This window comes from Micromonospora sp. URMC 105, assembly GCF_051386295.1.
In the GTDB taxonomy this organism is placed as follows: Bacteria; Actinomycetota; Actinomycetes; order Mycobacteriales; family Micromonosporaceae; genus Micromonospora.
Genome location: NZ_JBPQTL010000096.1, coordinates 1 through 21,551, shown reverse-complemented (window position 1 = coordinate 21,551; position 21,551 = coordinate 1). Strand labels below are relative to the sequence as shown.

The window sequence follows — 21,551 nt, the reverse complement described above, 5'->3', positions numbered from 1 at the left end:
GGGAGAAGCCGGGGGGGTTAGGAGCGGCGGGCGGACTCGACCACGAAGGGGGTGCCCTGTTGGCAGGTGGTCATCATGTCGGGCTTGGCCTGGCCGGTGACGGTGACCTTGGCGCCGACGGCGAGGACGTCGCGCGGGCCACCGATGAGCTGGTAGCCGCCGACCAGCAGGCAGCCGGGCTCCACGCCGGCCTCGACGGTGCCGGTGATCGTGTTGGCGCCGGGGCCGGGTGGCAGGCTGGGGCCGGCCGGGGGCCGCTTCGTCGGCGGCACGGTCGGCGGGACAGCGGTCGGCGGGACGGCGGTCGGGTCGCCCGGTTGCGTGGGGTCGCTGCTGGGCGAGCTGGTCACCGGCGATCCTTCCGAGGGGCTGGCGGTGCCCGTACGGTCGTCGCCGGCCTGGCCACCGCAGGCGCTCAGCGCCGCGCAGACGACCAGGGCGGCGAGGGCCATCCGAGGAGTCTTCATACCCACTTCGACGTGGTCGGCCGGGGATCCGTTCCCGGTCAGCCGCGGGCGGCGGCGGCCTTCATGTCGCGCTTGAGCTCCTGCGGCAGCGAGAAGGTCAACCGCTCGTTGGCGGTGGTGATCTCCTCGACGTCGGTGAAGCCCCGCTCGGCGAGGTGGGTCAGCACGTCCTGCACCAGCTCGTCCGGGACGCTCGCGCCGGAGGTCACGCCGACGGTGCCGGCGCCGGTCAGCCAGGCGTCGTCGATCTCGTGCGCGAAGTCGACCAGGTGCCCGGCGCGGGCGCCGGCGTCCAGGGCGACCTCGACCAGGCGCACCGAGTTGGAGGAGTTACGGGAGCCCACGACGATCACCACGTCGCACTCCGGGGCGATCTCCTTCACCACGTGCTGCCGGTTGGAGGTGGCGTAGCAGATGTCGTCGCTGGGCGGCGACTGGAGCAGCGGCAGGCGCTGCTTGAGCCGGGCCACGGTCTCCAGCGTCTCGTCGACCGAGAGGGTGGTCTGGGAGAGCCAGACGACCTTGTTCGGGTCCCGCACGGTGACCTTGTCGACGCCGTCGGGGCCGTCGACCAGCTGGATGTGCGCCGGAGCCTCGCCGGCGGTGCCGACGACCTCCTCGTGCCCCTCGTGACCGATCAGCAGGATGTCGTAGTCCTCGGCGGCGAAGCGCTTCGCCTCCTGGTGCACCTTGGTCACCAGCGGGCAGGTCGCGTCGATCGCCTTCAGCGAGCGCGCCCTGGCCTGCTCGTAGACCTCCGGGGCGACGCCGTGGGCGGAGAAGATGACGGTGGCGCCCTCGGGCACCTCCTCGTTCTCCTCGACGAAGATCGCGCCCTTGGCCTCCAGGGTCTGCACCACGTGCTTGTTGTGCACGATCTGCTTGCGCACGTAGATCGGGGCGCCGTAGAGCTTGAGCGCCTCCTCGACGGTCTGCACCGCCCGGTCGACACCCGCGCAGTAGCCGCGGGGCTTGGCCAGGAGCACGCGCTTGCCGGTCCGGGGGGTCGTCTCAGCCTGGGTCACCCGACCATCGTACGTGTCGGCTCCCGGGGCGGCAGCGGCTGCGACCCCCACCACAGCCCGGTCGCCGACCGGCGGAACGGGCGGAAACCGGCGCGCGCAGCGCCACCGGTCACCGGGCAGGGGCCGCGCCTGCTCACCGCCCGCCCCGGGCGAGCGGCACGCGCCGTCGGGGCTGCGCAGGTCGTCGGGGGCTGACCGTAGGGTGGGCGGGTGACCGACGCCCCGCGCAGCACCCCGGAGGAGCCCTGGCCGGTCCGGGTGGTCAGCCAGAAGGTCGGCGCCTGGATCGCCCGCCTCGGCTGGGTCTGGGTCGACGGGCAGGTGGCGCAGATCAGCCGCCGCCCCGGCGCCAGCACCGTCTTCCTCACCCTGCGCGACCCGTCGGCCGACCTCAGCCTGACCGTCACCACCAACCGGGACGTCCTCGACACCGGCGCGCCGGAGCTGCGCGAGGGCGCCCGGGTGGTGCTGCACGCCAAGCCGGAGTTCTACGCGGCGCGGGGCACGCTGAGCCTGCGCGCCGACGAGATCCGCCAGGTGGGGCTCGGCGAGCTGCTGGCCCGGCTGGAGAAGCTCAAGAAGCTGCTCGCCGCGGAGGGGCTCTTCGACCGGGCCCGCAAGCGCCGGCTGCCGTTCCTGCCCGGCCGGGTCGGCCTGATCACCGGCCGCGCCTCGGCGGCCGAGCGGGACGTGCTCACCAACGCCCGGCGGCGCTGGCCGGCGGTGGAGTTCCGCACGGTCAACGTGGCGGTGCAGGGGCCGAGCGCGGTGCCCCAGATCGTCGACGCGCTGAAGGTGCTCGACGCCGACCCGAGCATCGACGTGATCGTCCTGGCCCGGGGCGGCGGCGGCATCGAGGACCTGCTGCCCTTCTCCGACGAGGCGCTGTGCCGGGCGGTCTTCGCCTGCCGTACGCCGGTGGTCAGCGCGATCGGCCACGAGACGGACGCACCACTGGTCGACTACGTCGCCGACGTCCGCGCCTCCACGCCGACCGACGCGGCCAAGCGGGTGGTGCCCGACCTCACCGAGGAGGTCCGCCTCATCGGCCAGGCCCGGTCCCGGCTGGAGCGCGCGGTCCGCAACCTGGTCGACCGCGAGTCGCACCGGCTCGACCTGCTCCGCTCCCGCCCGGTGCTGGCCCGCCCGCAGGTGATGGTCGACCAGCGGGCCGCCGAGGTGACCGCGCTGCGCGACCGGACGGGCCGCTGCCTGGACCACCGCCTCGGGGCCGCCGCGGACGACCTGCGGCACACCCTGGCCCGGCTGCGCGCCCTCTCCCCCGCGGCCACCCTCGACCGCGGGTACGCGATCGTCCAGCGCGCCGACGGCCACGTCGTGCGGGCCGCCGACGAGGTGGCCAAGGGCGATCCGCTGCGGGTACGCCTCGCCGACGGCGAGCTGACCGCGACCGTCGACGGCTGAGGAGTGTGGTGGGATGGGTGCGATGACGGACGAGACCAAGGACGAGCGGCTCAGCTACGAGCAGGCCCGCGCCGAGCTGGCCCAGGTGGTGGAGAAGCTGGAGGCCGGCGGCACCTCGCTGGAAGAGTCACTGGCGCTCTGGGAGCGCGGCGAGAAGCTGGCCGCGGTCTGCCAGCGGTGGCTGGACGGCGCCCGGGCCCGGATCGACGCCGCCCGGCAGGCCGCCGAGTCCTGACGCCCAGCCCCGCCGTTGCGGGGCGGCGGACAGCAGTGGCGGGACGGCCGACAGCCGCCCCGCCACTCAAGCCGAAGGCTCAGTTGAACAGGTTGTAGAACTCCTGGGGCGCCTCGACGACCTGGGCGGCCGGCGGCTTCTGCGCGGCGGCGGCGTTGCCGTAGTCCGAGTAGGTGACCTTGATGTCCTGCGCGGCGTTCTGGCCGGCGGCGGGGATCTGGACCACCATCTCGCTGAGCCGGCCCTGCGGGTCCAGCTTGGCGGTGAACGGCACCGACTTGGCCTGCTGGCCGAGCGCGGTCACCACGGACTGGTCGACCGAGCCGGCCTCGGCCGCCTTCGACACGTCGAGCGTGCCGGCGTAGGTGCCCTGGCCGGTCTGCCGGACCTCGGTGATGCCCTGGGTCAGCACCTCGCTGCCCGCCGGGTCGATCTTCTCGAAGTCGAAGCCCAGCGCCTTGTTGCCCTTGATCCGGGTCTGGTCGAGGTGCTGGTACTTGCCGAGGTTGAGCTTCTGCGCGCCGGGGATGCTACCGGCGGACTTGCCGCCCAGCTCCAGCTTCACCCAGCTGTCCGGCTTGGCGTGGATCAGGTCGAGCTTCATCGACAGGTCCGAGGACGCGTCACCGATCAGCACGCGCATCTCGGCGCTCTGGCTCGGCTCGTGCACCTGCCCCTCGGCGCTCGAACCGGCGCCGGACATGGTGAATCGGAAGTTGCCGTTCCTGATCTCGTTCGTGGAGTTGAGCAGGGCCTGCTTGGCGTCGCCGTTTACCGCGCCGGAGGCGCCCGGTGCGGCGCTGCCGGAGACCGTGGGGGACGCGGAGGCCCCCGCCTCACCGGTCCCGGTGCTGTTACAGGCGGCCAGGCCGGGGGTGAGGAGCGTCGCGGCGAAGACCGCCGCGCTGAAGCGCCGAATGGTCACGTGAACCTCTCAAGTGGGTCGTCCGGCCCGCTGGGGCGCCGGAAGCGTGGCGGCGAGGCCTTGCACCTGCCCCGCCGCACGAGTCCCGTCCGGCCGACGGAACGAGCCGGCGAGGTCGCGCTACCTTCTGTTCCCTGCCGCCGCGTTCGGCAATCCCGACATCCGCACGGTGAGTTCGCCTCAGCGGAACCTGCCGGTCGAAACGGGGCGGTGAACGGCAGGGGCTGCGGCGCCGGCGCCCAGGTCCGACACGCTCACCCGGCCGATCAGTGAGCAGCTTTGTCGGTGTCGGTGCTGAACGCGGCGGTGTCGTCCGCCGGCGATGCCGCGCTGCTGCTCGTGAGGCGGTGCAGCCGCCAGGGTGACAGGGCGTACGCCGCGACGCCCGCTGCGAAGAGTCCGCCGGCGAGCAGCCAGCTCGGCAGATGCCCCGCCGGTTGGGCGCTGAATTCCCACCAACGGTAGTCCCGGGTGCTGCTGCTGTGCCCCCAGTAGAGCAGCACGCTCAGGGCCCCCCAGGGCAGGATCCACGAGTAGTTCCAGCCGAGCACCCGCCCTGAGACCAGTGCCAGGCCGAACCACGCCAGCAAGGCCCGGACGATCAACGGGGTCACCGCCGGGTCGACGCCGACCGCTGCCGCCGTGAGGATGCAGCCGCTCGAGCATGCGAACGCAGCACCGAGCACCATGCTCCGCAACCGGTGGTAGGCGGTTCCACCGGCGGCTTCCAGCGCCTCCATCGGACTGGCCAGGGTGAGGACGGGCAGCGAGGCGGAGGCGACGGCAAGCAGCCGCCAGAACTCGACCGTGGCGCCTCCGGTGTCCGTGGCGGCCGGGGTGGGCGCCTCGAACGCCCCCCACCCGCCGACGACGACTCCGATCAGCACCATCACGGTCAACAGCCAACGCCACTTGCGGACCAGGAGGTAGGTTCCGACCACCCGCAGACGTGGTCCGGGCTCACCCGGCACGGCAGTAGCGTTCCTTCGTCTCGGCGATCAGGCCGGACACCCACGCGGCCTGCTCCGGCTCGGACTCGCCGCCGGCGGTCCGATGACCGACGGCCCACGCAGCTTGCAGGTTGCCCGGCGCGTCGGTCGTGTAGTCCGGCGTGCCGCCACCGGCCAGCCGCCACTCGAGCCAGGCGAAGAGCCGGTCCCGGCGGCGCTCCGGATCCGGCCGTGCGTCCCGGTCGCACTCGGCGAACACGCTGCTCACGATGGCCGAGGCCACCCCGCGCGCCAGGGCCCACCGACTCCCTTCCGAGATGTCGAACTCGGGAGCGAACGTGCCGGGGAGCTGGACCGAGGAGTACTCGTCGATCCATCGCTGGGATCCGGACAGCGAGTAGTCCACCACCCGCTCGGGCAGCGGGAGCTGGACGGGAAGTGCGGCCAGCCGCCGGTCCAGGTCCTCGACCAGCGGCACGTACTTCGCGTGCTCGGGCCAGAGGCAGTATTCGATCTTTCCCTGCACGCAGAGCGGCTTCGCGACGGGAGCGCGGTGGGTGACCACCGTGGTCGTCAGATGGGCGACGACGACGCCGACCAGTGCCGCCAGTGCCACCACGACGCGTTGCCGGAAGACCCCTCGTCGACCGCTGCGCCAGGGCAGGGCGCACACCGCCACTGCCAGGACGAGGACGGCAGCCAGCCGCAACCCGATGGGTCCGAGGCGGAGTTCCATCCACGGCGGTCCGGACACCAACGCGGCGTCGGCGACGTCACCGAGCAGGGATACCGCGATGAACCAACTGAGCGCGGCGCAGACGGCAGCGATCAACGGTGCCAGCAGTCGGCCGACCAGCCAGCCCCAGGCCGTTGCGAACACAACTGCCACGGCACCGAGCAGGATGTACCGGAAGAAGGATCCGACACCGGGCGGGAACGACTCGACGGCGGTTGCCACGAAGGCGGCGGCCGCCACGGCCAGGTAGGGCAGCAGCAACCACAGCAGCGCTGCGGCAAATCGAGTCAGCTCGATGGTCAGCGGCCTGATCGCGGCGGAGGCGGCCTGTTCGTGCAGCCCGCGCACTTCGACCGAGGCGGCGATCCAGGCGGCGACGCCGGCTGCGAAGATGCTCAGGAAGAAGGCGCTCACCTGGGCCGCCGCTCCGGACTCGGGCCAGATTCCGATCCAGAACCTGCTACGGCCGAAGAGGACGGCGACGCCCAGGACGGCGAGGGGGACGAGGGCCCATCTGGCGGTGCTGGACCGCAGATGCAGCCACAGCGGGCTCATCGGTCCCGCTCCTCGACCGGCAGCAGGCTCATGTACGCCCGTTCCAGCGGCGTGTGACCCGGCATGGACGAGTCGTCCAACGCCTTGAGTTCGTCGGTGGGGCCGGCGAAGCGGATCTCCCCGGCATGCATGACCACGACCCGGTCGCAGATGGCGTCCACGTCGTCGATGAGATGGGTGCTGAGCAGCACTGTGGTGTCAGTCAGGCCCGCGATGATGTCGCGGAACCTCAGCCGCTGCTGAGGATCCAGGCCGACGGTGGGTTCGTCGAGCAGCACGACGCGTGGCTGACCCACGATGGCCCAGGCGATCGCTGCCCGTTGCCGCATGCCGCCCGAGAGCCGACCCATCTTCTTCGCGGCCTCGTCGGTGAGCCCGACATGGCCCAGCGCCGTCGTCGCGGCCGGCGCCCAACCGTCCGGCGGCAGGCCCCGAAGCCAGGCGCCATAGCGCACGAAATCCCGGACGCGCATGCCGGGCTCGAACCCGAACCGCTGCGGAAGAAAGCCGATCTGGCGCCGGGCCGTCCTGGCCTCGGCCTCCGACCGCACCTCGCGCCCGTCGATCGTCAGGCGTCCGTCGCGAGGCGGCTGTACCGTGGCGAGAGTCCGCAGCAGGGTGGTCTTGCCGGCTCCATTGGGCCCCAGCAGTCCGGTGACCCCTGGGCGGACGTCGATGTCGAGGCCACGAAACACCGTGTGGCGTCCGTAACCTTGGCTGAGTTGCTTGCCGACGAGCAAGGTTCACCTTTCATCAGTGCAGGCCACCGCGGTTGCATTCGAGCCGGATGGCCGGAATCGTCGAGAGACGATTCCGGCCCCGTGTGCCGACGGCGTGAAATTCAGTTCACCGGCTCACCAGAACACGGTGTTGACGCTGTGGATCCCGTACTGGCAGTCTGAACCGTCGTGGCTGGTGGTGTCACCCTTGAAACGGTACTTCGTCATCGACTTGTCGGGAATTTGCGGCGCGGTGCAGTCCGCGGTCGACTTGTAATAGCCTTCGTACGCGGCACCCGGGCTGGCGCAGTCCTGGTTCCAGTCTCTCGTGAAGTAGATTCCGTAGCAGTTGTGCACCTTGTTGCCCGTGCTCGCGGCCGATGCGGGTCCCACGAGGACGACCCCGGCGGCGCCGGCCAGGGCAACCACGACCCCGGCCTGCGCAATTTTGTGCGCTACACTCTTCCGTTCGGACAAAGCGATCCTCCCGTGAATTGGACGCGCTGAAGCACCTGCCGCCCGCCCGGAGCGTCCCCCGAAAACGATGTTGGCGACCGGGCTCTTCAGTGCTGCTGGGATGGAACGCTATCACCAACGCCAATATCTGTGTGCCCCGTCGAAGGCGTGCAGGGGGTCGCGAAGGCGTACGCGTTCAGCCTGCCGATACGGGCCTTTCAGGTCGTCGCGCCGGTCCGGCCATAAGTGACGGGCGGCAGTGGGCACCTACCGCGCTTACCGCAACGAGCCGGCGAGCTGCCGCAGCTCGTTGTCCCGGGCGTCGCCGACGACGACGATCGTGCGGTTCGGCTCGAGCAGCACCAGCGCCTGGTCGTTGCCCCGGCTGGTGTACCGCTGCCAGGTGCGTCCGCCCAGGTCGGTGGGGCCCTGCGGCTGCCCCTCGGCGGTCAGCTCGGCAGGCAGCAGCCGCTCCGCCGGTACGTTGCTCTGCAGCAGCTGGACGCCCCGCCCCTCCGGGGTGAGGTAGCCGATCCGGAGGTTGGCGCCACCCTCGACCGTGCGGTAGTTGGCGTTGACCGTACGCCAGCCGGAGCCCAGCCCGACCGGCTCGCTGACCGGGAAGGCGTTCGCCGAGCGGGCCTGCTCGTAGGCCGGCGCGGGGTCGATCACGGTCGGCTGCTCGCCGCCGAGGAAGCCGCGGTAGAAGGCGATCAGCAGTGCGATCGGGACGAGCAGCACCAGCAGCGAGAGCGCCATGTCCTTCGGCGACCGCTCGGAGCGGGCCTTCTTTTCCCCTGGCGCGGGGCGTCCACCGGCCACGGGCCGCGCCGGCGGCACGTCGGCGTCCACCACCGCGGCGTCGCGGGCTGGCTCGACCAGCGCCGGTTCGCCCGCGCCGGCACCCCCGCCGGCCGGGGTCTCCACCAGCGCCGCCTCGGCCGACGCCGCACCGGTGCCGGCCGGGCCGGTCGACGGGCCGGACCCGGCCGCCGCGTCGGTCGCCCCGGTCGGGGTCACCGGCGGCTGGCCGTCGGGCGGGGTCTGGTCGGCGGGTACGCGGTCGGCAGGCTGTGCGGGGTCCACCGGTCCATTCTCGCAGCCTGCGGGTGACCGATCCCGCGCACCACCGCCCCGCCCCGGCACCGGACCTGTCATCGTGTGAGGATCAGCGACAAAGCTGGCAGTGGCGAGCGCAGCACCCTGCCGGTCCCACCCCGCAACGTCGCGAGGAGGAAGCCGTCATGACGACGCACACCAGGACGCGGATCCCCCAGGATCTCGACCGCAACCTTGCCCTCGATCTGGTCCGGGTCACCGAGGCCGCGGCGATGGCCGCCGGCCGGTGGGTCGGCCGGGGCGACAAGGAGGGCGGCGACGGGGCAGCCGTCGACGCGATGCGCAAGCTGATCAACTCGATCCCGATGCGCGGGGTCGTGGTGATCGGCGAGGGCGAGAAGGACAACGCGCCGATGCTCTTCAACGGCGAAGAGGTCGGTGACGGCACCGGGCCCGAGGTGGACGTCGCGGTGGACCCGGTCGACGGCACCACGCTGATGAGCAAGGGCATGCCGAACGCGCTGGCGGTGCTCGCGGTCTCCGAGCGCGGCGCGATGTTCGACCCGAGCGCCGTCTTCTACATGGAGAAGCTCGCGGTGGGTCCGATGTACGCCGACGTGGTGGACATCAACGCCGGGGTGGCCGACAACCTGCGCCGGATCGCGAAGGTCAAGGGCACCGACGTCTCCGAGGTGACGGTCTGCGTGCTGGACCGGTCCCGCCACGACGACCTGGTCAAGCAGATCCGGCGGACCGGGGCGGGCATCCGGTTCATCTCCGACGGTGACATCGCCGGCTCGATCGCGGCCGCCCGGGGCGAGTCCGACGTCGACGTGCTGATGGGCATCGGCGGCACTCCCGAGGGCATCATCTCGGCCTGCGCGCTGAAGTGCATGGGCGGGGCGATGCAGGCCAAGCTCTGGCCGCGCGACGCCGAGGAGCGGGAGAAGGCGCTCGCCGCCGGGCACGACCTGGACCGGGTGCTCAGCACCGACGACCTGGTCACCGGGGACAACTGCTTCTTCGTGGCCACCGGCGTCACCTCCGGCGACCTGCTGCGCGGCGTGCGCTACCGGGCCGGCGGCGCGTACACCCAGTCGATCGTGATGCGCTCCAAGAGCGGCACGATCCGGGTGATCGACTCGTACCACCGGCTGGAGAAGCTCGCCCTGTACTCGGCGGTCGACTTCGACGGCCGGCCGCTGGCCGAGCAGGAGTGACCGCGACCGGGACGGCGGTCCGTCCGACCGTCCCGGCATCCCGGCGGATCGCCGCGACCGGGCTGGCGACCGCCTCGGGGGTCGCCGTGGCCGTGCAGTCCCGGATCAACGGCGAGCTGGGCGTACGCCTGGCCGACGGGATCGCCGCGGCGGTGGTCTCGTTCGGGCTGGGCCTGCTGGTGCTGCTGGTGCTGGTCCCCGCCACCCCGGGTGGGCGGCGGGGGCTGCGCGACCTGCGCGCCGCGCTGCGCGACGGCTCGCTGCGCCCGTGGCAGTGTCTGGGCGGCCTGTGCGGCGCGTTCCTGGTGGCCACCCAGGGGCTGACCATCGGCACGCTCGGGGTCGCCGTGTTCACCGTGGCGGTGGTCGCCGGGCAGTCGGCGAGCAGCCTCGCGGTGGACCGGGCCGGGGTCGGCCCGGCCGGCCGGCAGCCGGTGACGCCGGCCCGGCTGGCCGGTGCGGCGCTGACCGTGCTGGCCGTCCTGCTGGCGGTCGGTGACCGGCTCGGCGACCCGGGTGCCCTGGTGCTGGCCCTGCTTCCGCTGCTCGCCGGGGTCGGCATCGCCTGGCAGCAGGCGGTCAACGGCCGGGTCCGGGTCGCCTCGGGCAGCGCCCTGGCGGCCACGCTGGTCAACTTCACCGTCGGCACCGTCGCCCTGCTCCTCACCCTCGCCGTCGACGGCGCGATCCGTGGCCGGCCGGCCGGCACCCTGCCGGACGAGCCGTGGCTCTACCTGGGCGGGCCGATCGGCATCGTGTTCATCGCGATCGCGGCGGCCATCGTCCGTTTCACCGGGGTGCTGTTGCTCGGGCTCGCCACCATCGCCGGGCAGATCGTCGGTGCCGTACTGCTGGACCTGGTCCTGCCGACCGCGGCCTCGCACCCGGGGCCGGCGACCCTGGCGGGCGCCGCGCTGACCATGGTGGCCGTGCTGGTCGCCGCGCTCGGTCCGGCGCCCCGGCCGAGGCCGGGGCGGGCCGGCGGCTGATTCCCGGGTCAGCGGGGCAGGGCCGCCACGGTCTCCTCGATCGCCCGGTCCAGCGGGGTCGGCTCGACGCCGAGGGTGGCGGTGGCGGCGGTGGAGTCCATCCGGAACGGCCGGTCGAACTGGTAGGCGGTCTCGCGCAGTTCCCGGGCGAACGGGTTGGCCAGGCCGCCGAGCCAGAGGACCGGGTAGGGCATCCGGGTCAGCTTCGGCGCGGGCGCGGCGACCAGCGCCGCCGCCCGGGTGGCCAGCTCTCGCATGCCGACGGCGGGCGCGCTGGGCACGTGCCAGGCCCGGCCCCAGGCCCGCGGGTCGGTGGCGGCGGCGACGAGGGTACGGGCGACGTCGGGGATGTACGTCCAGGTGTGCGGGGCGTCCCAGTCGACCGGGAGGAAGACCCGCTGCCCGGCGAGCACCCGGGGCAGCACCAGCATCGCCAGGGACGTGCCGTCGGCACCGAGGTAGTCGGAGCCGCGTACCTCGGTGACCCGGACCCGCCCGGCCCGGTGCGCGGCGAGCGCGTCGGTCCACATCCGGTTGCGTACCCGGCCCTTGGTGCCGGTGGCCGCGAGCGGGGTCTGCTCGGTCATCGGGCCGTCGACCGGCCCGTACCCGTAGAGGTTGCCCACGGTGGCGAGGACCGCGCCGGTCCGCTCGGCGGCGGTGAGCAGCGCGCCGGCCAGCGGCGGCCAGTCGGTCGCCCAGCGGTGGTACGCCGGGTTCGCGCAGTTGTACAGCGCGTCCGCGCCCTCGGTCAGTGCGGTGAGCCGGTTGGTGTCGGCGGCGTCGGCGGCGACCCGCTCGACGGCGGGGTGCGCTGGCCCGGCGCCCCGACGGGTCACCACCCGGACGCCCTCACCGCGCTCGGCGAGGAGGCGGGCGGTGGCGGTGCCGACCGGCCCGGAGCCGACGATCACGTGCAGCGACATGGGAACGCCTTTCGAAGCGGGGATACGAATCGAGAGCACTGCTCTCACTTGCCGCCACCAGCATGACCGACCGATCCGCGCCTCGTCAAGAGCAGTGCTCTCTATTTTGATTGCCGCTCCGATCCATGGCAGAGTGGTCGCATGCCCGCTTCCTCGATCCGCGCCCGGGTCCGGGCCGAGATGCTCGATGAGATCAAGGCGGTGGCCCGCCGCCACCTCGCCACCGACGGCGCCAACCTCTCGCTGCGAGCGGTGGCCCGGGACATGGGCATGGTCTCCTCCGCCATCTACCGCTACTTCCCGAGCCGCGACGAGCTGCTCACCGCGCTGATCCTGGAGGCGTACGACGCGCTCGGCGACGCAGTGGAGTCCGCCGACGCCGGTGCCGACCGACAGGACCTGCGCGGGCGCTGGCACGCGGCGTGCCGGGCCGCCCGGGACTGGGCGCTCGCCCACCCCGCCGAGTACGCGCTGCTCTACGGCAGCCCGGTGCCCGGGTACGCCGCCCCCGACGACACCGTCCTGCCGGCCCAGCGCCCTCCGGTGACCCTGGTCGGCATCCTGCGCGACGGGCTGGCCGACGGGCGGCTGGCCGCCCCCGCCGACGAGCTGCCCGAACCGGTCCGCGCCGACCTGGCCGAGATCGGCGCCGGGCTCTTCCCCGGCCTGCCGGAGTCGCTGCTCGCCAGGGGCATGGCCGGCTGGACGCAGCTCTTCGGACTGATCAACTTCGAGCTGTTCGGCCGGCTCGACCGGGCGGTCCCGCACCGGGACGAGTACTTCGACCACCAGACCGGGCTGATGGCCGATTTCATCGGCCTGCCCCGCTGACCGCCTGCCCTGCTGACCGCCTGCGCCGCTGGCCGCCTGCGCCGACCGCTCCGCCGGCCGGTCCGGTCAGCCGACGTCGGAGGAGTGGCCCGGGAAGAGGTGGGCGCTCGGGTCGATGGCGACGGCGGCGTTGTTGACCGCGGTGGCCGCCTCGCCGAAGCCGGTGGCGATCAGGCGCACCTTGCCCGGGTACTCGGTGATGTCCCCGGCGGCGAAGACGCGGGGCAGGTTGGTCGCCATCGCGCTGTCCACCACGATGTGCCGGCGGTCCAGCCGCAGCCCCCACTCGGCGAGCGGGCCGAGGTCGGCGGTGAAGCCCAGCGCGGCGACCACCGTGTCGACCGGCAGCGTCTCCGCGTCGCCGCCGCGCACGGTGATCTCGGCGGCGGTCACCGTCGTGTCCCCGTGCAGCCTGGTCAGCTCGGCGTTGACGATCACCCGGACCGGCAGGGCCAGCACCCGGGAGACGGTGGACGCGTGCGCCCGGAACTTCTCCCGCCGGTGCACCAGCGTCACCGATCGGGCCAGCGGTTGCAGGGTCAGCGCCCAGTCGAACGCGGAGTCCCCGCCACCGACGATCAGCACGTCCCGGTCGGCCAGCGCGGCCGGCTCGGGTACGAAGTAGACGATCCCGCCGCCGACGAAGCTCTCCGCCGCCGGCAGCGGACGCGGGGTGAAGCTGCCCAGCCCGCCGGTGATCACCACCGCCCCGCAGCCCAGCTGCTCACCGCCGGCGAGCCCGAGCACCGGCCGGCCGTCGACGTGGGCGAGCTTCTCGGCGCGGGTGCCGAGCAGGTACTCCGGGTGGAACGGCGCGGCCTGGGCGACCAGGTTCGCCACCAGGTCCCGTCCTTTGACGGCGGGGAAACCCGCGACGTCGAGGATCAGCTTCTCCGGGTACATCGCGGTGATCTGCCCGCCCGGCTCGGGCAGCGCGTCGAGCACCGCCACGGAGAGCCCCCGGAACCCGGCGTAGTACGCGGCGAAGAGGCCCGTCGGGCCGGCCCCGATCACCGCGACATCGACCTCGCGCATGGGCGTACCGTCGCTTTCCGCTGGCGGATCAACGCGTGCTGATGCCGACGGTAGGCCCGTCGCCCCGGCCGGGCAAGCATGTCCCGATCTTCGGCGGCCCCGCGGCGGGTCAGGGCATCGTCAGGGTCGACTCCGAGTGGTACGGCCCGCCCGCCTCCGGCCGGCGGCGCCGGAACAGGATCGCCGCGACCACCCCGCCGAGCAGCCCGAACAGGTGCCCCTGCCAGGAGATGCGCTCGTCGGTGGGGAGGATGCCGAGCAGCTGCCAGCCGTAGAGCAGGCCGACCAGCAGCACCACCGCCAGGTTCCACCAGCTGCGCTCCACCAGGCCCCGGGTGAGCAGGATGCCGAGATAGCCGAAGATCACCCCGCTGGCGCCGACGACCACCGAGTTGGGCGCGCCGGTGAACCAGACGCCGAGCCCGCTGACCAGCACGATGATCAGGGTGGACCAGAGGAAACGCCGGGTCCCGGCGGCGAGCACGAAGGTGCCGAGCAGGATCAGCGGGATGCTGTTGCTGTAGAGGTGTTCGAAGCCGTGGTGCAGGAACGGCGAGAAGAAGACCCCGTCGAGGCCCTGGATGCGGTGCGGGATGATCCCGGCGGCCACGTCGAGGCCGAAGTCGAGCCCCTGGTCGACCGCCTCGATGAGGAAGAGGAACGGCACCACCGCGCACATGGCGACGAAGGCCCGGCCGAGGGCGGCGTAGAACGCGTCGGTGCCGAACCGGGTCGGGTCGCCGCCCGTCGGGTGCAGGGTCACCTGAACATGGCTATCAGCAATCGGGGCCGACCGCCACCTCGGCGGCGCGCCGGGCCGGAACGCGGCGAGGGCGGGGCGGGTGGTCGCCCACCCGCCCCGCCCTCGGACACGATGATCAGTACCAGCCGACGCGCTGGCTGTGCGCCCAGGCGCCGCAGGGGTCGCCGTAGCGGCCCTCGATGTAGCCGAGGCCCCACTTGATCTGGGTGGCCGGGTTGGTCCGCCAGTCGTCGGCGACCGAGCCCATCTTGCTGCCCGGCAGCGCCTGCGGGATGCCGTACGCGCCGGAGGAAGGGTTGCTGGCCTTGTGGTTCCAGCCGCTCTCCTTGGTCCAGAGCTTGTCCAGGCACGGCATCTGGTCGATCCCGAAGCCGGCGTCGAGCAGCAGCGCGCAGCCGACCTCCCGGTTGCCGCTGAACTCGTTGCAGGACGCCGGGATCGGGCCGGTGAACGGCTTGGCCTTGGCCTCGGCCTCCTTGGCCGCGGCCTCCCGCGCCTTCTTCCGGGACGCTGCGGCGGCCTCGGCCTCGCGGGCCCGCTCGGCGGCCTCCTTGGCGGCCGCGGCGGCCCGCAGCTTCGCCTGGTACTCGGCGGCCCGCTGCTTGGCGGAGCTCCGCTGGTGGTCGGCCTGCCGCTCGCGCTGGTAGTCGTACTCGACCTGGTCGACCTGGCGGCCGACCTGCGCGGTCAGGCCCTGTTGCTGGGTCTCTCGGTCTTCGCCCAGGTAGAAGCCGCCGGCAACGCCCACGGAGAGCAGTGCGACAGCAGCCGTACGGGCGCCGAACCGGCTCCAAAGCCGACTCACGAAGTGTCCCTTCGTCGGGGGCAAGGACGCGGCGCAGGCCGGCCGTCTCCGGACGCGGTCGTGCCGCGAGCGCCCCGACCGGAGCCGGTCGTAACCGACGCACCGACCCTCGCCGGGGCTCGTCCGGGGGTGGGACGAACGATGCTCGACGATCTTGCCGGGGCGCGGGCGCTCGTTGGACACCATCGCGCACAGTGAGACTGATGGGAAACCAAGGAGCCCATTTGTGATCTGCGCCACAAACTGAATGCGGACGAAAAGGGGCGTAGCGGGCACGCCGAGCGGCTACTGCGGGATGTCCTCCAGCAGATCAGTCACCATCGCCGCGATCGGCGACCGCTCCGAACGGCTCAGCGTGACGTGCGCGAAGAGTGGATGACCCTTCAGCGCCTCGATCACCGCCGTGACGCCGTCGTGCCGGCCCACCCGCAGGTTGTCCCGCTGCGCGACGTCGTGGGTGAGCACCACCCGGGACCCCTGGCCGATCCGGGACAGCACGGTGAGCAGCACGCCACGCTCCAGCGACTGCGCCTCGTCGACGATGACGAAGGCGTCGTGCAGGCTCCGGCCCCGGATGTGGGTCAGCGGGAGGACCTCCAGGATCCCCCGGGAGGTGACCTCCTCCAGGACGTTCTCGTGCACCACCGCGCCGAGGGTGTCGAAGACCGCCTGCGCCCAGGGCGACATCTTCTCCGACTCCGAGCCGGGGAGGTAGCCCAGCTCCTGGCCGCCGACGGCGTAGAGCGGGCGGAAGACGATCACCTTCTTGTGCCGGCGGCGTTCCATCACCGCCTCCAGCCCGGCGCAGAGCGCCAGCGCGGACTTGCCGGTGCCGGCCCGCCCGCCCATCGAGACGATGCCGATCGACTCGTCCAGCAGCAGGTCCAGCGCGACGCGCTGCTCCGCCGAGCGGCCGTGCAGGCCGAACGCCTCCCGGTCGCCCCGCACCAGCCGGACCGTCTTGTCCGGCAGCACCCGGCCCAGCGCGGAGCCGCGGGCCGAGTGCAGCACCAGGCCGGTGTGGCAGGGCAGGCCCGCCGCGGCGTCCACGTCGAGCGTCTCACCGGCGTAGAGGCGGCCGATCTGCTCCTCGCCCAGCTCCAGCTCCGCCATGCCGGTCCAGGTGGGATCGCTGGCCTGGCCGTGCCGGTACTCGTCGGCCCGCAGCCCGACCGAGGCGGCCTTGACCCGCAGCGGCATGTCCTTGCTGACCAGGGTCACCTCCCGGCCCTCGGCGGCGAGGTTCAACGCCACGGAGAGGATCCGGGCGTCGTTGGACTCGTTGCGGAAGCCCGGCGGCAACACGCCGTCGTCGGAGTGGTTCAGCTCCACCCGCAGCGTGCCGCCCGCGTCGTTGGCGGGCACCGGGCGGTCCAGCCGCCCGTGCCGGACGCGCAGCTCGTCGAGCATGCGCAGGGACTGCCGGGCGAACCAGCCCAGCTCGGGGTGGTGGCGCTTGCCCTCCAGCTCGGAGATGACCACCAGGGGCAGGACCACCTCGTGCTCGGCGAAGCGGTGGAATGCCGCCGGATCGGACAGGAGCACCGACGTGTCCAGGACGAACGCCTGGCCGGCTGGTCGGGGCTCCTCGGTGCCGGCCGGGGCGGCGGCCGTCGTACGGCGGCTCCGGGTGGCTCGGCGGGTCGTGGCAGTCGCGGCCGGGGTCTGGTCGGCACCGGCGGTCGTACGGCGAGTCGTCACAGGCCTGCTCCGACGGATGGGCACCCGCCACCCGCGTTCCGCCTCCTCCGGTGCCCGGGGACACGGGGTCGGATGCGGAACCCCGTGCGCGAGGTCGCAGTTCCGGGCGGACCGGCTGACCCGGGAAAACCCCGTGCCATGCCTAGACGCTAGCGGCGCCGGGGCACCTCGGCTAGAGGTGAAGATGGATCTCCCTCGACCGGGGCGTGAACGGGCGGCGGACCGGCCGGGATGCATGCCCCCTGCGCGCATCCCGGCCGGTGGGACCAGCGTCACCGGTCTGACGTGGCCCCGACGGTGCGCGCCCGCCGCGGACGGCGCACCGGGTCATTGCCGGCGTGGGCCGTGTTCAGCCCTGCCGCCGGACGAGGGTCCCGGTCGGATGCCGGCCGGTGACCGGCGCGACCGGGGCGGTGAACGAGGAGCCGGTGTAGGTGGTGCCCTGGCGGGCGACCGTGGTGCTGGTGACCGTCGCGCTGGTCACCACCGGCGGCCCGTCCACCGGCCCGGCCAGGGCCGTGGCGATGGCGGCCTGGGCGTCCCGGCGCCGCCGGTTCCACGCCCCCCGGTCGCCGTCGAAGTAGCCCTGCCGGTAGCCGAAGCGGTAGCCGATCCGGTAGCTGAGCTGCCCGTGCAGCCGGCCCGCCGCGTAACTGGTGGCACCGAGGACGAGGACGAGGAAGACCGCGAGAAAGGGGCTCATCCGGCGGCTCCGCCGCGCCGCGCCGGCCCGGTCACCGGTCCTCCGGCTCGATCGTGGTGGGGTCGACCACCAGGAGCCGGTCCAGGTCGTCGGTGCTGACCTCCTCGACCAGCTCGACGCTGATCCGGCAGCCGTCCAGGACGACCTCGGCGACCGAGGAGCGGCGGATCTCGCCGCCGGCGTCGTAGACCCGGACGCTCAGCTCCGGGCACCCGAGGTGGGTACGCCAGGCGTTCCACTCCTCCCGGTCCCCCACGCTCAGTGACAGGTAGCGGCAACCTCGGGCGAGGTAGAGGCGCCACGGCGCGCTCAGTCCCGCGGCCACCCCCTCCGCGATCAGGCCGAAGGCCTGGGCGCGGGTCGCGAGTTCGGTCACCGCACCCCCCTCGCGCAGGGGGCGTGACGCATGTGAGCACTGATCGTCTCAAGCACGTGACACACCGTAGATTGTCCCATGAACGTGACAGTATCAGCTTTTCGTCCGGTTACCGCCGCACCTAAGTCCTCCTATTCTGCCCAGGTGACACCCCTCGGAAAGGCCTCTGGATCGTTTACCCGCGCCCGAATACAGCCGTCCCGTCCGCGTGACACCCGTACGGGCGGGCTCCCCGCCACGGCCGTCCCGCCGTACGGTCACGGGGTGACCGAGACCGCCCCCGCCCGGAAGATCGCCTTCGCCAGCTTCGTCCGTCGGGCCCTCGACGACGCCCGCGCGATGCGGGCCTGGACCGGCACCGAGGTCTCCCGTCGCACCGGCGTCTCCCGGCAGACCATCAACCGCTGGGTTCGCGGCGACTGGGCCAGCGACCCGGAGGTCGAGCGGGTGGTCGCCTTCTGCGAGGGGCTCGGCCTCAACCCGGCCACCGCCTTCGCCGCACTGGGCTGGGACCGGGCCGGCACTCCGCGCAACGCGGCGCCGCCACCGGAGATGGATCCGGACGTGGAGGCGCTGCTGCGCCGGCTGGTCGACCCCGCCGTCTCGGAAGCGGAGAAGTTCCACATTCGGGAAACCATTCGTTATCTCGCTTATCGCCCGACTCTGCCGGTCGATGACCGAAAACGAGACGAACGGGCCGGCTAGTTCCTCAGATGGCGAAAGAACGCCTGGTCAGACCTCTTCGTTTCCCTACGGGGCAGGAACGGGCGCGCTAGCGTCCGTATTCGTACTGCTTGGGCTCGTCGTCGGCGGGGGGACGGGACAAGGCCGAACCCAGCCCTGCGGGACAGAAGGAGGGGTCTGTCCATGACCCTGAAATGGTGGGGAGTCGTGGTCGCGGTGGTGTCGCTGACATCGTTCGTGACCGCAAACGTCGCGGTAGGCGCGGTCGAGGGCGAGCAGATGCCGCTGTTCGTCAACCTCTTCGCGCTCACCACCGCGGGCACCGCGGTGGTGCTGGCGGTGGTCGCCGAGCTGCACGAGCGGCTCAACGACCGGGTCAGCGCACTGACCGAGTTCCTGGTCGCCCGGCTGAACGAGATCGAGGCGCAGGCCGGCGACCGGAACACCGGGTTCGTCGAGGGCTACCTGCTCAAGCACGGCCAGGAGGCCTCGGTGGTCCCGTTCGGGCGCACCCGCCGGGGAGCCGCCGAACGCTGACGACCACGGGGAAATCGCCGACCGGAGGCGGTGTGCAGGCGTCATCTCACGGCCACGAATGAGCCGCCGCCGCCGGGGTACGCTGTCGCGCGTGCCGCCGTTGAATCTGGGCAACCAGCAGCCGAAGACCCCGTTGGACGCCGACCACGCCTGGCGTGCCACCGCCGCGCGGGCGGCCCACACCGTGCTCTTCTTCGACTTCGACGGCACCCTGGCGCCGGTCGACGACGACCCCACCGCCGTGCAGCCCGCGCCCAAGGTGCTCGCCGCGCTGGAGGCGCTCGCCCCGGTGGTGCAGCGGGTGGCGATCGTCTCCGCGCGCCCGGTCGAGTTCCTCCGCGACCACCTCGGCGGCCTCGCCGGCGTCGACCTCTACGGCCTGTACGGCCTGGAGCACAGCCACTCCGGGGGCGAGACCGTCACCGAGCCGGCCGCGCTGCCCTGGGTGCCGACCATGGCCGAGCTGGCCGACCTGGCCCGGGCCGAGCTGCCGGCCGGCGCGCTGGTCGAGTTCAAGCGGTTGAGCGTCGCCCTGCACTGGCGTACCGCGCCGGGCCTGGGGCCGCAGATCGAGCAGTGGGGCCGGGCGCAGGCCGAGCGGCTGGGCCTCAAGGTGCAGGCCGGCCGGATGGTGCTGGAGCTCAAGCCGCCCGTCGACCAGGACAAGGGCCTGGTCATCGGCGAGATCGTGCGGGACGCCGACGGCGCCTGGTACTTCGGCGACGACGTCTCCGACATCAAGGCCTTCGCCGCGCTGCGGGCCCGGGCCGCCGCCGACCCGGACTTCCTCGGCGTCTGCGTCGCCGTGGCCAACCCGGAGACCGGTCACGAGGTGGCCGACGCCGCCGACCTCACCCTCGACTCCCCCGCCGCGCTCGGCGACTTCCTCACCCGGGCCCTGCCCCACCTGACGGCCTGACCGGCCGCCACCGTCCCGCCGCCGCGGTGACGGGACGGGACGGGCGTCAGACGCCGAAGCGGCGCTGCCGGGTGGCGTAGGAGCGCAGCGCGCGGAGGAAGTCGACGCGGCGGAAGTCGGGCCAGTTGAGTTCGCAGAAGTAGAACTCCGAGTGGGCCGACTGCCAGAGCATGAAGCCCGAGAGGCGCTGCTCACCGCTGGTCCGGATGATCAGATCCGGGTCCGGCAGGCCCCTGGTGTAGAGGTGCTCGGAGATGTGGTCCACGTCCAGCGCGCCGGCCAGCTCCTCGATGGTGCCGCCGGTGGCGGCGTGCTCCAGCAGCAGCGAGCGCACCGCGTCGGCGATCTCGCGCCGACCGCCGTACCCGACGGCGATGTTGACCTGGGCACCGCCGGTGCGGTCCCGGGTGCGTTCCTCGGCGGCCTTGAGGGCCTGCGCGTGTTGCGCCGGCAGCACGTCGAGCGCGCCGACCATCCGCAGCCGCCAGGGGTTGCCCTCCTCGGCCAGCTCCGTGGTCAGGTCCTCGATGATCTGGAGCAGCGGATCCAGTTCCTCCGCCGGCCGGGAGAGGTTGTCGGTGGAGAGCAGCCAAAGTGTGACGTGACCCACACCGGCGGCGTCACACCAGCGCAGCAACTCCTTGATCCGCTCGGCGCCCATCCGGTGCCCGTCGTTGGGGTCGACGAAGCCCATCTCCCGCGCCCACCTGCGGTTGCCGTCGCACATCACACCGACGTGCCGGGGCACCGGTTTGCCGGCGAGCGACGCCGTCAGCCGGCGCTCGTACACGGAGTAGAGGAGGTTCCGCAGAGTCATCACCTAGCAGGGTAGCGACCCGCCCGGCCGATCGTGACCTCGGAGGTTAAGTACGCGCCGAGAGACCGATGCCGATCATGGCCAGGGTGCGGGCGTCCAGCCGGCCGTCACCGAGCCCCAACTCGACGACGTTGCGGTAGACCCGGTCGTCACGGCGGGCCGCCCGGACGGCGGCGTCGACCACCCGCCGGTGCCGGCCCAGCCAGGCGGCGACCGAGCTGTGCCGCAGGTGCGTGCCGAGCCGCCGGCGCAGCGCCCCGGCGTACCGGTCGGCCGCCCGCTCCGGCGCCGCCGCGGCGCCCGCGCCCGCCAGGGCCCCGGAGAGCAGCGCGTAGAAGATCCCCTCGCCGGTGAACGGGTTGATCAGGGAGAGCGCGTCGCCGGCCAGCACCACCCGGCCCCGGCCGGGCGACGGCCGGTGCGTCGACAGCGGCAGGTGGTGGGCGCGCAGCGCGGTCACGGTGGCCGGGTCGGTCGCCGGGAGCAGCGCGGCGAGCCGGTCCAGCAGGTGCGCCCGGCTCAGCGGCTCGCCCCGCAGCACCTCCCCGTACCCGACGTTCGCCCGCCCGTCACCGATCGGGAAGGACCAGGCGTACGCCGGCCAGCGCGGCGCCGAGGTGACGATGAGCTGTTCGGGCGGGCCGGGCAGCGCCGGGGCGTACCCCCGGATGGCGAGCGCGAGGTGCCGGTCCG

24 protein-coding genes and 1 pseudogene are annotated in these 21,551 nt (G+C 72.8%); 8 read left to right on the top strand and 17 right to left on the bottom strand.

Annotated features, from left to right (window positions below):
* Positions 1–17: 17 nt before the first annotated feature.
* Complete coding sequence (locus ACSNN7_RS23965; protein WP_436683188.1) at positions 18–467, bottom strand: hypothetical protein; 450 nt, start codon at positions 465–467, stop codon at positions 18–20.
* 38 nt (positions 468–505) lie between these two features.
* Complete coding sequence (locus ACSNN7_RS23960) at positions 506–1,492, bottom strand: 4-hydroxy-3-methylbut-2-enyl diphosphate reductase (RefSeq protein WP_436683187.1); 987 nt, start codon at positions 1,490–1,492, stop codon at positions 506–508.
* Positions 1,493–1,702: 210 nt separating this feature from the next.
* On the opposite strand from ACSNN7_RS23960, the gene xseA reads away from it, so the two are divergent.
* Together xseA and ACSNN7_RS23950 are read left to right on the top strand one after the other, a co-directional pair.
* Positions 1,703–2,917 carry an exodeoxyribonuclease VII large subunit gene (gene xseA / locus ACSNN7_RS23955; RefSeq protein ID WP_436683186.1) on the top strand — a complete coding sequence of 405 codons (1,215 nt, stop codon included), beginning with the start codon at positions 1,703–1,705 and terminating at the stop codon, positions 2,915–2,917.
* A gap of 22 nt (positions 2,918–2,939) precedes the next feature.
* Positions 2,940–3,152, top strand: a complete 213-nt coding sequence (locus ACSNN7_RS23950) for an exodeoxyribonuclease VII small subunit (RefSeq protein WP_436683185.1) — start codon at positions 2,940–2,942, stop codon at positions 3,150–3,152.
* Positions 3,153–3,231: 79 nt separating this feature from the next.
* On the opposite strand, the gene ACSNN7_RS23945 is transcribed toward ACSNN7_RS23950, so the two are convergent.
* The 6 genes from ACSNN7_RS23945 to ACSNN7_RS23920 form a co-directional block, all read right to left on the bottom strand.
* Positions 3,232–4,077, bottom strand: a complete 846-nt coding sequence (locus tag ACSNN7_RS23945; protein WP_436683184.1) for a hypothetical protein — start codon at positions 4,075–4,077, stop codon at positions 3,232–3,234.
* A 266-nt stretch (positions 4,078–4,343) separates the two neighbouring features.
* Positions 4,344–5,018: a hypothetical protein gene (locus tag ACSNN7_RS23940; protein ID WP_436683183.1), complete on the bottom strand. Its 675-nt coding sequence runs from the start codon at positions 5,016–5,018 to the stop codon at positions 4,344–4,346.
* A 19-nt stretch (positions 5,019–5,037) separates the two neighbouring features.
* Positions 5,038–6,318 (bottom strand): hypothetical protein, encoded by a 1,281-nt coding sequence (locus tag ACSNN7_RS23935; protein ID WP_436683182.1) that lies wholly within the window; start codon positions 6,316–6,318, stop codon positions 5,038–5,040.
* Positions 6,315–7,058 carry an ABC transporter ATP-binding protein gene (locus ACSNN7_RS23930; protein WP_436683181.1) on the bottom strand — a complete coding sequence of 248 codons (744 nt, stop codon included), beginning with the start codon at positions 7,056–7,058 and terminating at the stop codon, positions 6,315–6,317. Before ACSNN7_RS23930 ends, ACSNN7_RS23935 begins: the two co-directional genes overlap by 4 nt.
* A gap of 114 nt (positions 7,059–7,172) precedes the next feature.
* Entirely contained in the window at positions 7,173–7,514 is a 342-nt protein-coding gene (locus tag ACSNN7_RS23925; protein ID WP_436683180.1) for a hypothetical protein, read from the bottom strand.
* Between the two features lie 255 nt (positions 7,515–7,769).
* The gene (locus tag ACSNN7_RS23920) at positions 7,770–8,579 is read right to left on the bottom strand and encodes a DUF4245 family protein (RefSeq protein ID WP_436683179.1); all 810 of its coding nucleotides are present in this window, start codon (positions 8,577–8,579) and stop codon (positions 7,770–7,772) included.
* 158 nt (positions 8,580–8,737) lie between these two features.
* Here ACSNN7_RS23920 and glpX point away from each other — a divergent pair, with 158 nt between their 5' ends.
* Together glpX and ACSNN7_RS23910 are read left to right on the top strand one after the other, a co-directional pair.
* Entirely contained in the window at positions 8,738–9,772 is a 1,035-nt protein-coding gene (glpX, locus tag ACSNN7_RS23915) for a class II fructose-bisphosphatase (protein WP_334451586.1), read from the top strand.
* Entirely contained in the window at positions 9,769–10,761 is a 993-nt protein-coding gene (locus tag ACSNN7_RS23910; RefSeq protein ID WP_436683178.1) for a DMT family transporter, read from the top strand. Before glpX ends, ACSNN7_RS23910 begins: the two co-directional genes overlap by 4 nt.
* An 8-nt stretch (positions 10,762–10,769) precedes the next feature.
* On the opposite strand, the gene ACSNN7_RS23905 is transcribed toward ACSNN7_RS23910, so the two are convergent.
* Complete coding sequence (locus ACSNN7_RS23905; RefSeq protein ID WP_436683177.1) at positions 10,770–11,687, bottom strand: NAD-dependent epimerase/dehydratase family protein; 918 nt, start codon at positions 11,685–11,687, stop codon at positions 10,770–10,772.
* A 141-nt stretch (positions 11,688–11,828) separates the two neighbouring features.
* On the opposite strand from ACSNN7_RS23905, the gene ACSNN7_RS23900 reads away from it, so the two are divergent.
* Positions 11,829–12,518 carry a TetR/AcrR family transcriptional regulator gene (locus tag ACSNN7_RS23900; RefSeq protein ID WP_436683176.1) on the top strand — a complete coding sequence of 230 codons (690 nt, stop codon included), beginning with the start codon at positions 11,829–11,831 and terminating at the stop codon, positions 12,516–12,518.
* Between the two features lie 66 nt (positions 12,519–12,584).
* On the opposite strand, the gene ACSNN7_RS23895 is transcribed toward ACSNN7_RS23900, so the two are convergent.
* The 6 genes from ACSNN7_RS23895 to ACSNN7_RS23870 all read right to left on the bottom strand — a co-directional run bounded on the left by ACSNN7_RS23895 (position 12,585) and on the right by ACSNN7_RS23870 (position 17,901).
* Positions 12,585–13,553 carry an NAD(P)/FAD-dependent oxidoreductase gene (locus tag ACSNN7_RS23895; protein ID WP_436683175.1) on the bottom strand — a complete coding sequence of 323 codons (969 nt, stop codon included), beginning with the start codon at positions 13,551–13,553 and terminating at the stop codon, positions 12,585–12,587.
* A gap of 109 nt (positions 13,554–13,662) precedes the next feature.
* Entirely contained in the window at positions 13,663–14,316 is a 654-nt protein-coding gene (locus ACSNN7_RS23890) for a rhomboid family intramembrane serine protease (protein ID WP_436683174.1), read from the bottom strand.
* Between the two features lie 115 nt (positions 14,317–14,431).
* On the bottom strand, positions 14,432–15,121 hold the full coding sequence (locus tag ACSNN7_RS23885) for a lytic transglycosylase domain-containing protein (RefSeq protein ID WP_436683173.1): 690 nt from the start codon (positions 15,119–15,121) through the stop codon (positions 14,432–14,434).
* Positions 15,122–15,406: 285 nt separating this feature from the next.
* Entirely contained in the window at positions 15,407–16,822 is a 1,416-nt protein-coding gene (locus ACSNN7_RS23880; RefSeq protein WP_436683172.1) for a PhoH family protein, read from the bottom strand.
* A gap of 349 nt (positions 16,823–17,171) precedes the next feature.
* Positions 17,172–17,525, bottom strand: coding sequence for a hypothetical protein (locus ACSNN7_RS23875; protein WP_436683171.1), 354 nt, complete (start codon positions 17,523–17,525; stop codon positions 17,172–17,174).
* Between the two features lie 31 nt (positions 17,526–17,556).
* Entirely contained in the window at positions 17,557–17,901 is a 345-nt protein-coding gene (locus tag ACSNN7_RS23870) for a hypothetical protein (RefSeq protein WP_334451573.1), read from the bottom strand.
* A 264-nt stretch (positions 17,902–18,165) separates the two neighbouring features.
* On the opposite strand from ACSNN7_RS23870, the gene ACSNN7_RS23865 reads away from it, so the two are divergent.
* The 3 genes from ACSNN7_RS23865 to otsB all read left to right on the top strand — a co-directional run bounded on the left by ACSNN7_RS23865 (position 18,166) and on the right by otsB (position 20,041).
* Complete coding sequence (locus tag ACSNN7_RS23865; RefSeq protein ID WP_436683170.1) at positions 18,166–18,606, top strand: helix-turn-helix domain-containing protein; 441 nt, start codon at positions 18,166–18,168, stop codon at positions 18,604–18,606.
* Positions 18,607–18,768: 162 nt separating this feature from the next.
* Positions 18,769–19,122 (top strand): hypothetical protein, encoded by a 354-nt coding sequence (locus ACSNN7_RS23860; RefSeq protein WP_436683169.1) that lies wholly within the window; start codon positions 18,769–18,771, stop codon positions 19,120–19,122.
* Between the two features lie 91 nt (positions 19,123–19,213).
* Complete coding sequence (gene otsB, locus ACSNN7_RS23855) at positions 19,214–20,041, top strand: trehalose-phosphatase (protein WP_436683168.1); 828 nt, start codon at positions 19,214–19,216, stop codon at positions 20,039–20,041.
* Between the two features lie 46 nt (positions 20,042–20,087).
* Here otsB and ACSNN7_RS23850 read toward each other — a convergent pair whose 3' ends face one another.
* Together ACSNN7_RS23850 and ACSNN7_RS23845 are read right to left on the bottom strand one after the other, a co-directional pair.
* Complete coding sequence (locus tag ACSNN7_RS23850; RefSeq protein ID WP_436683167.1) at positions 20,088–20,858, bottom strand: isoprenyl transferase; 771 nt, start codon at positions 20,856–20,858, stop codon at positions 20,088–20,090.
* A gap of 46 nt (positions 20,859–20,904) precedes the next feature.
* Positions 20,905–21,551: pseudogene (locus tag ACSNN7_RS23845) on the bottom strand (geranylgeranyl reductase); the annotation flags it as partial.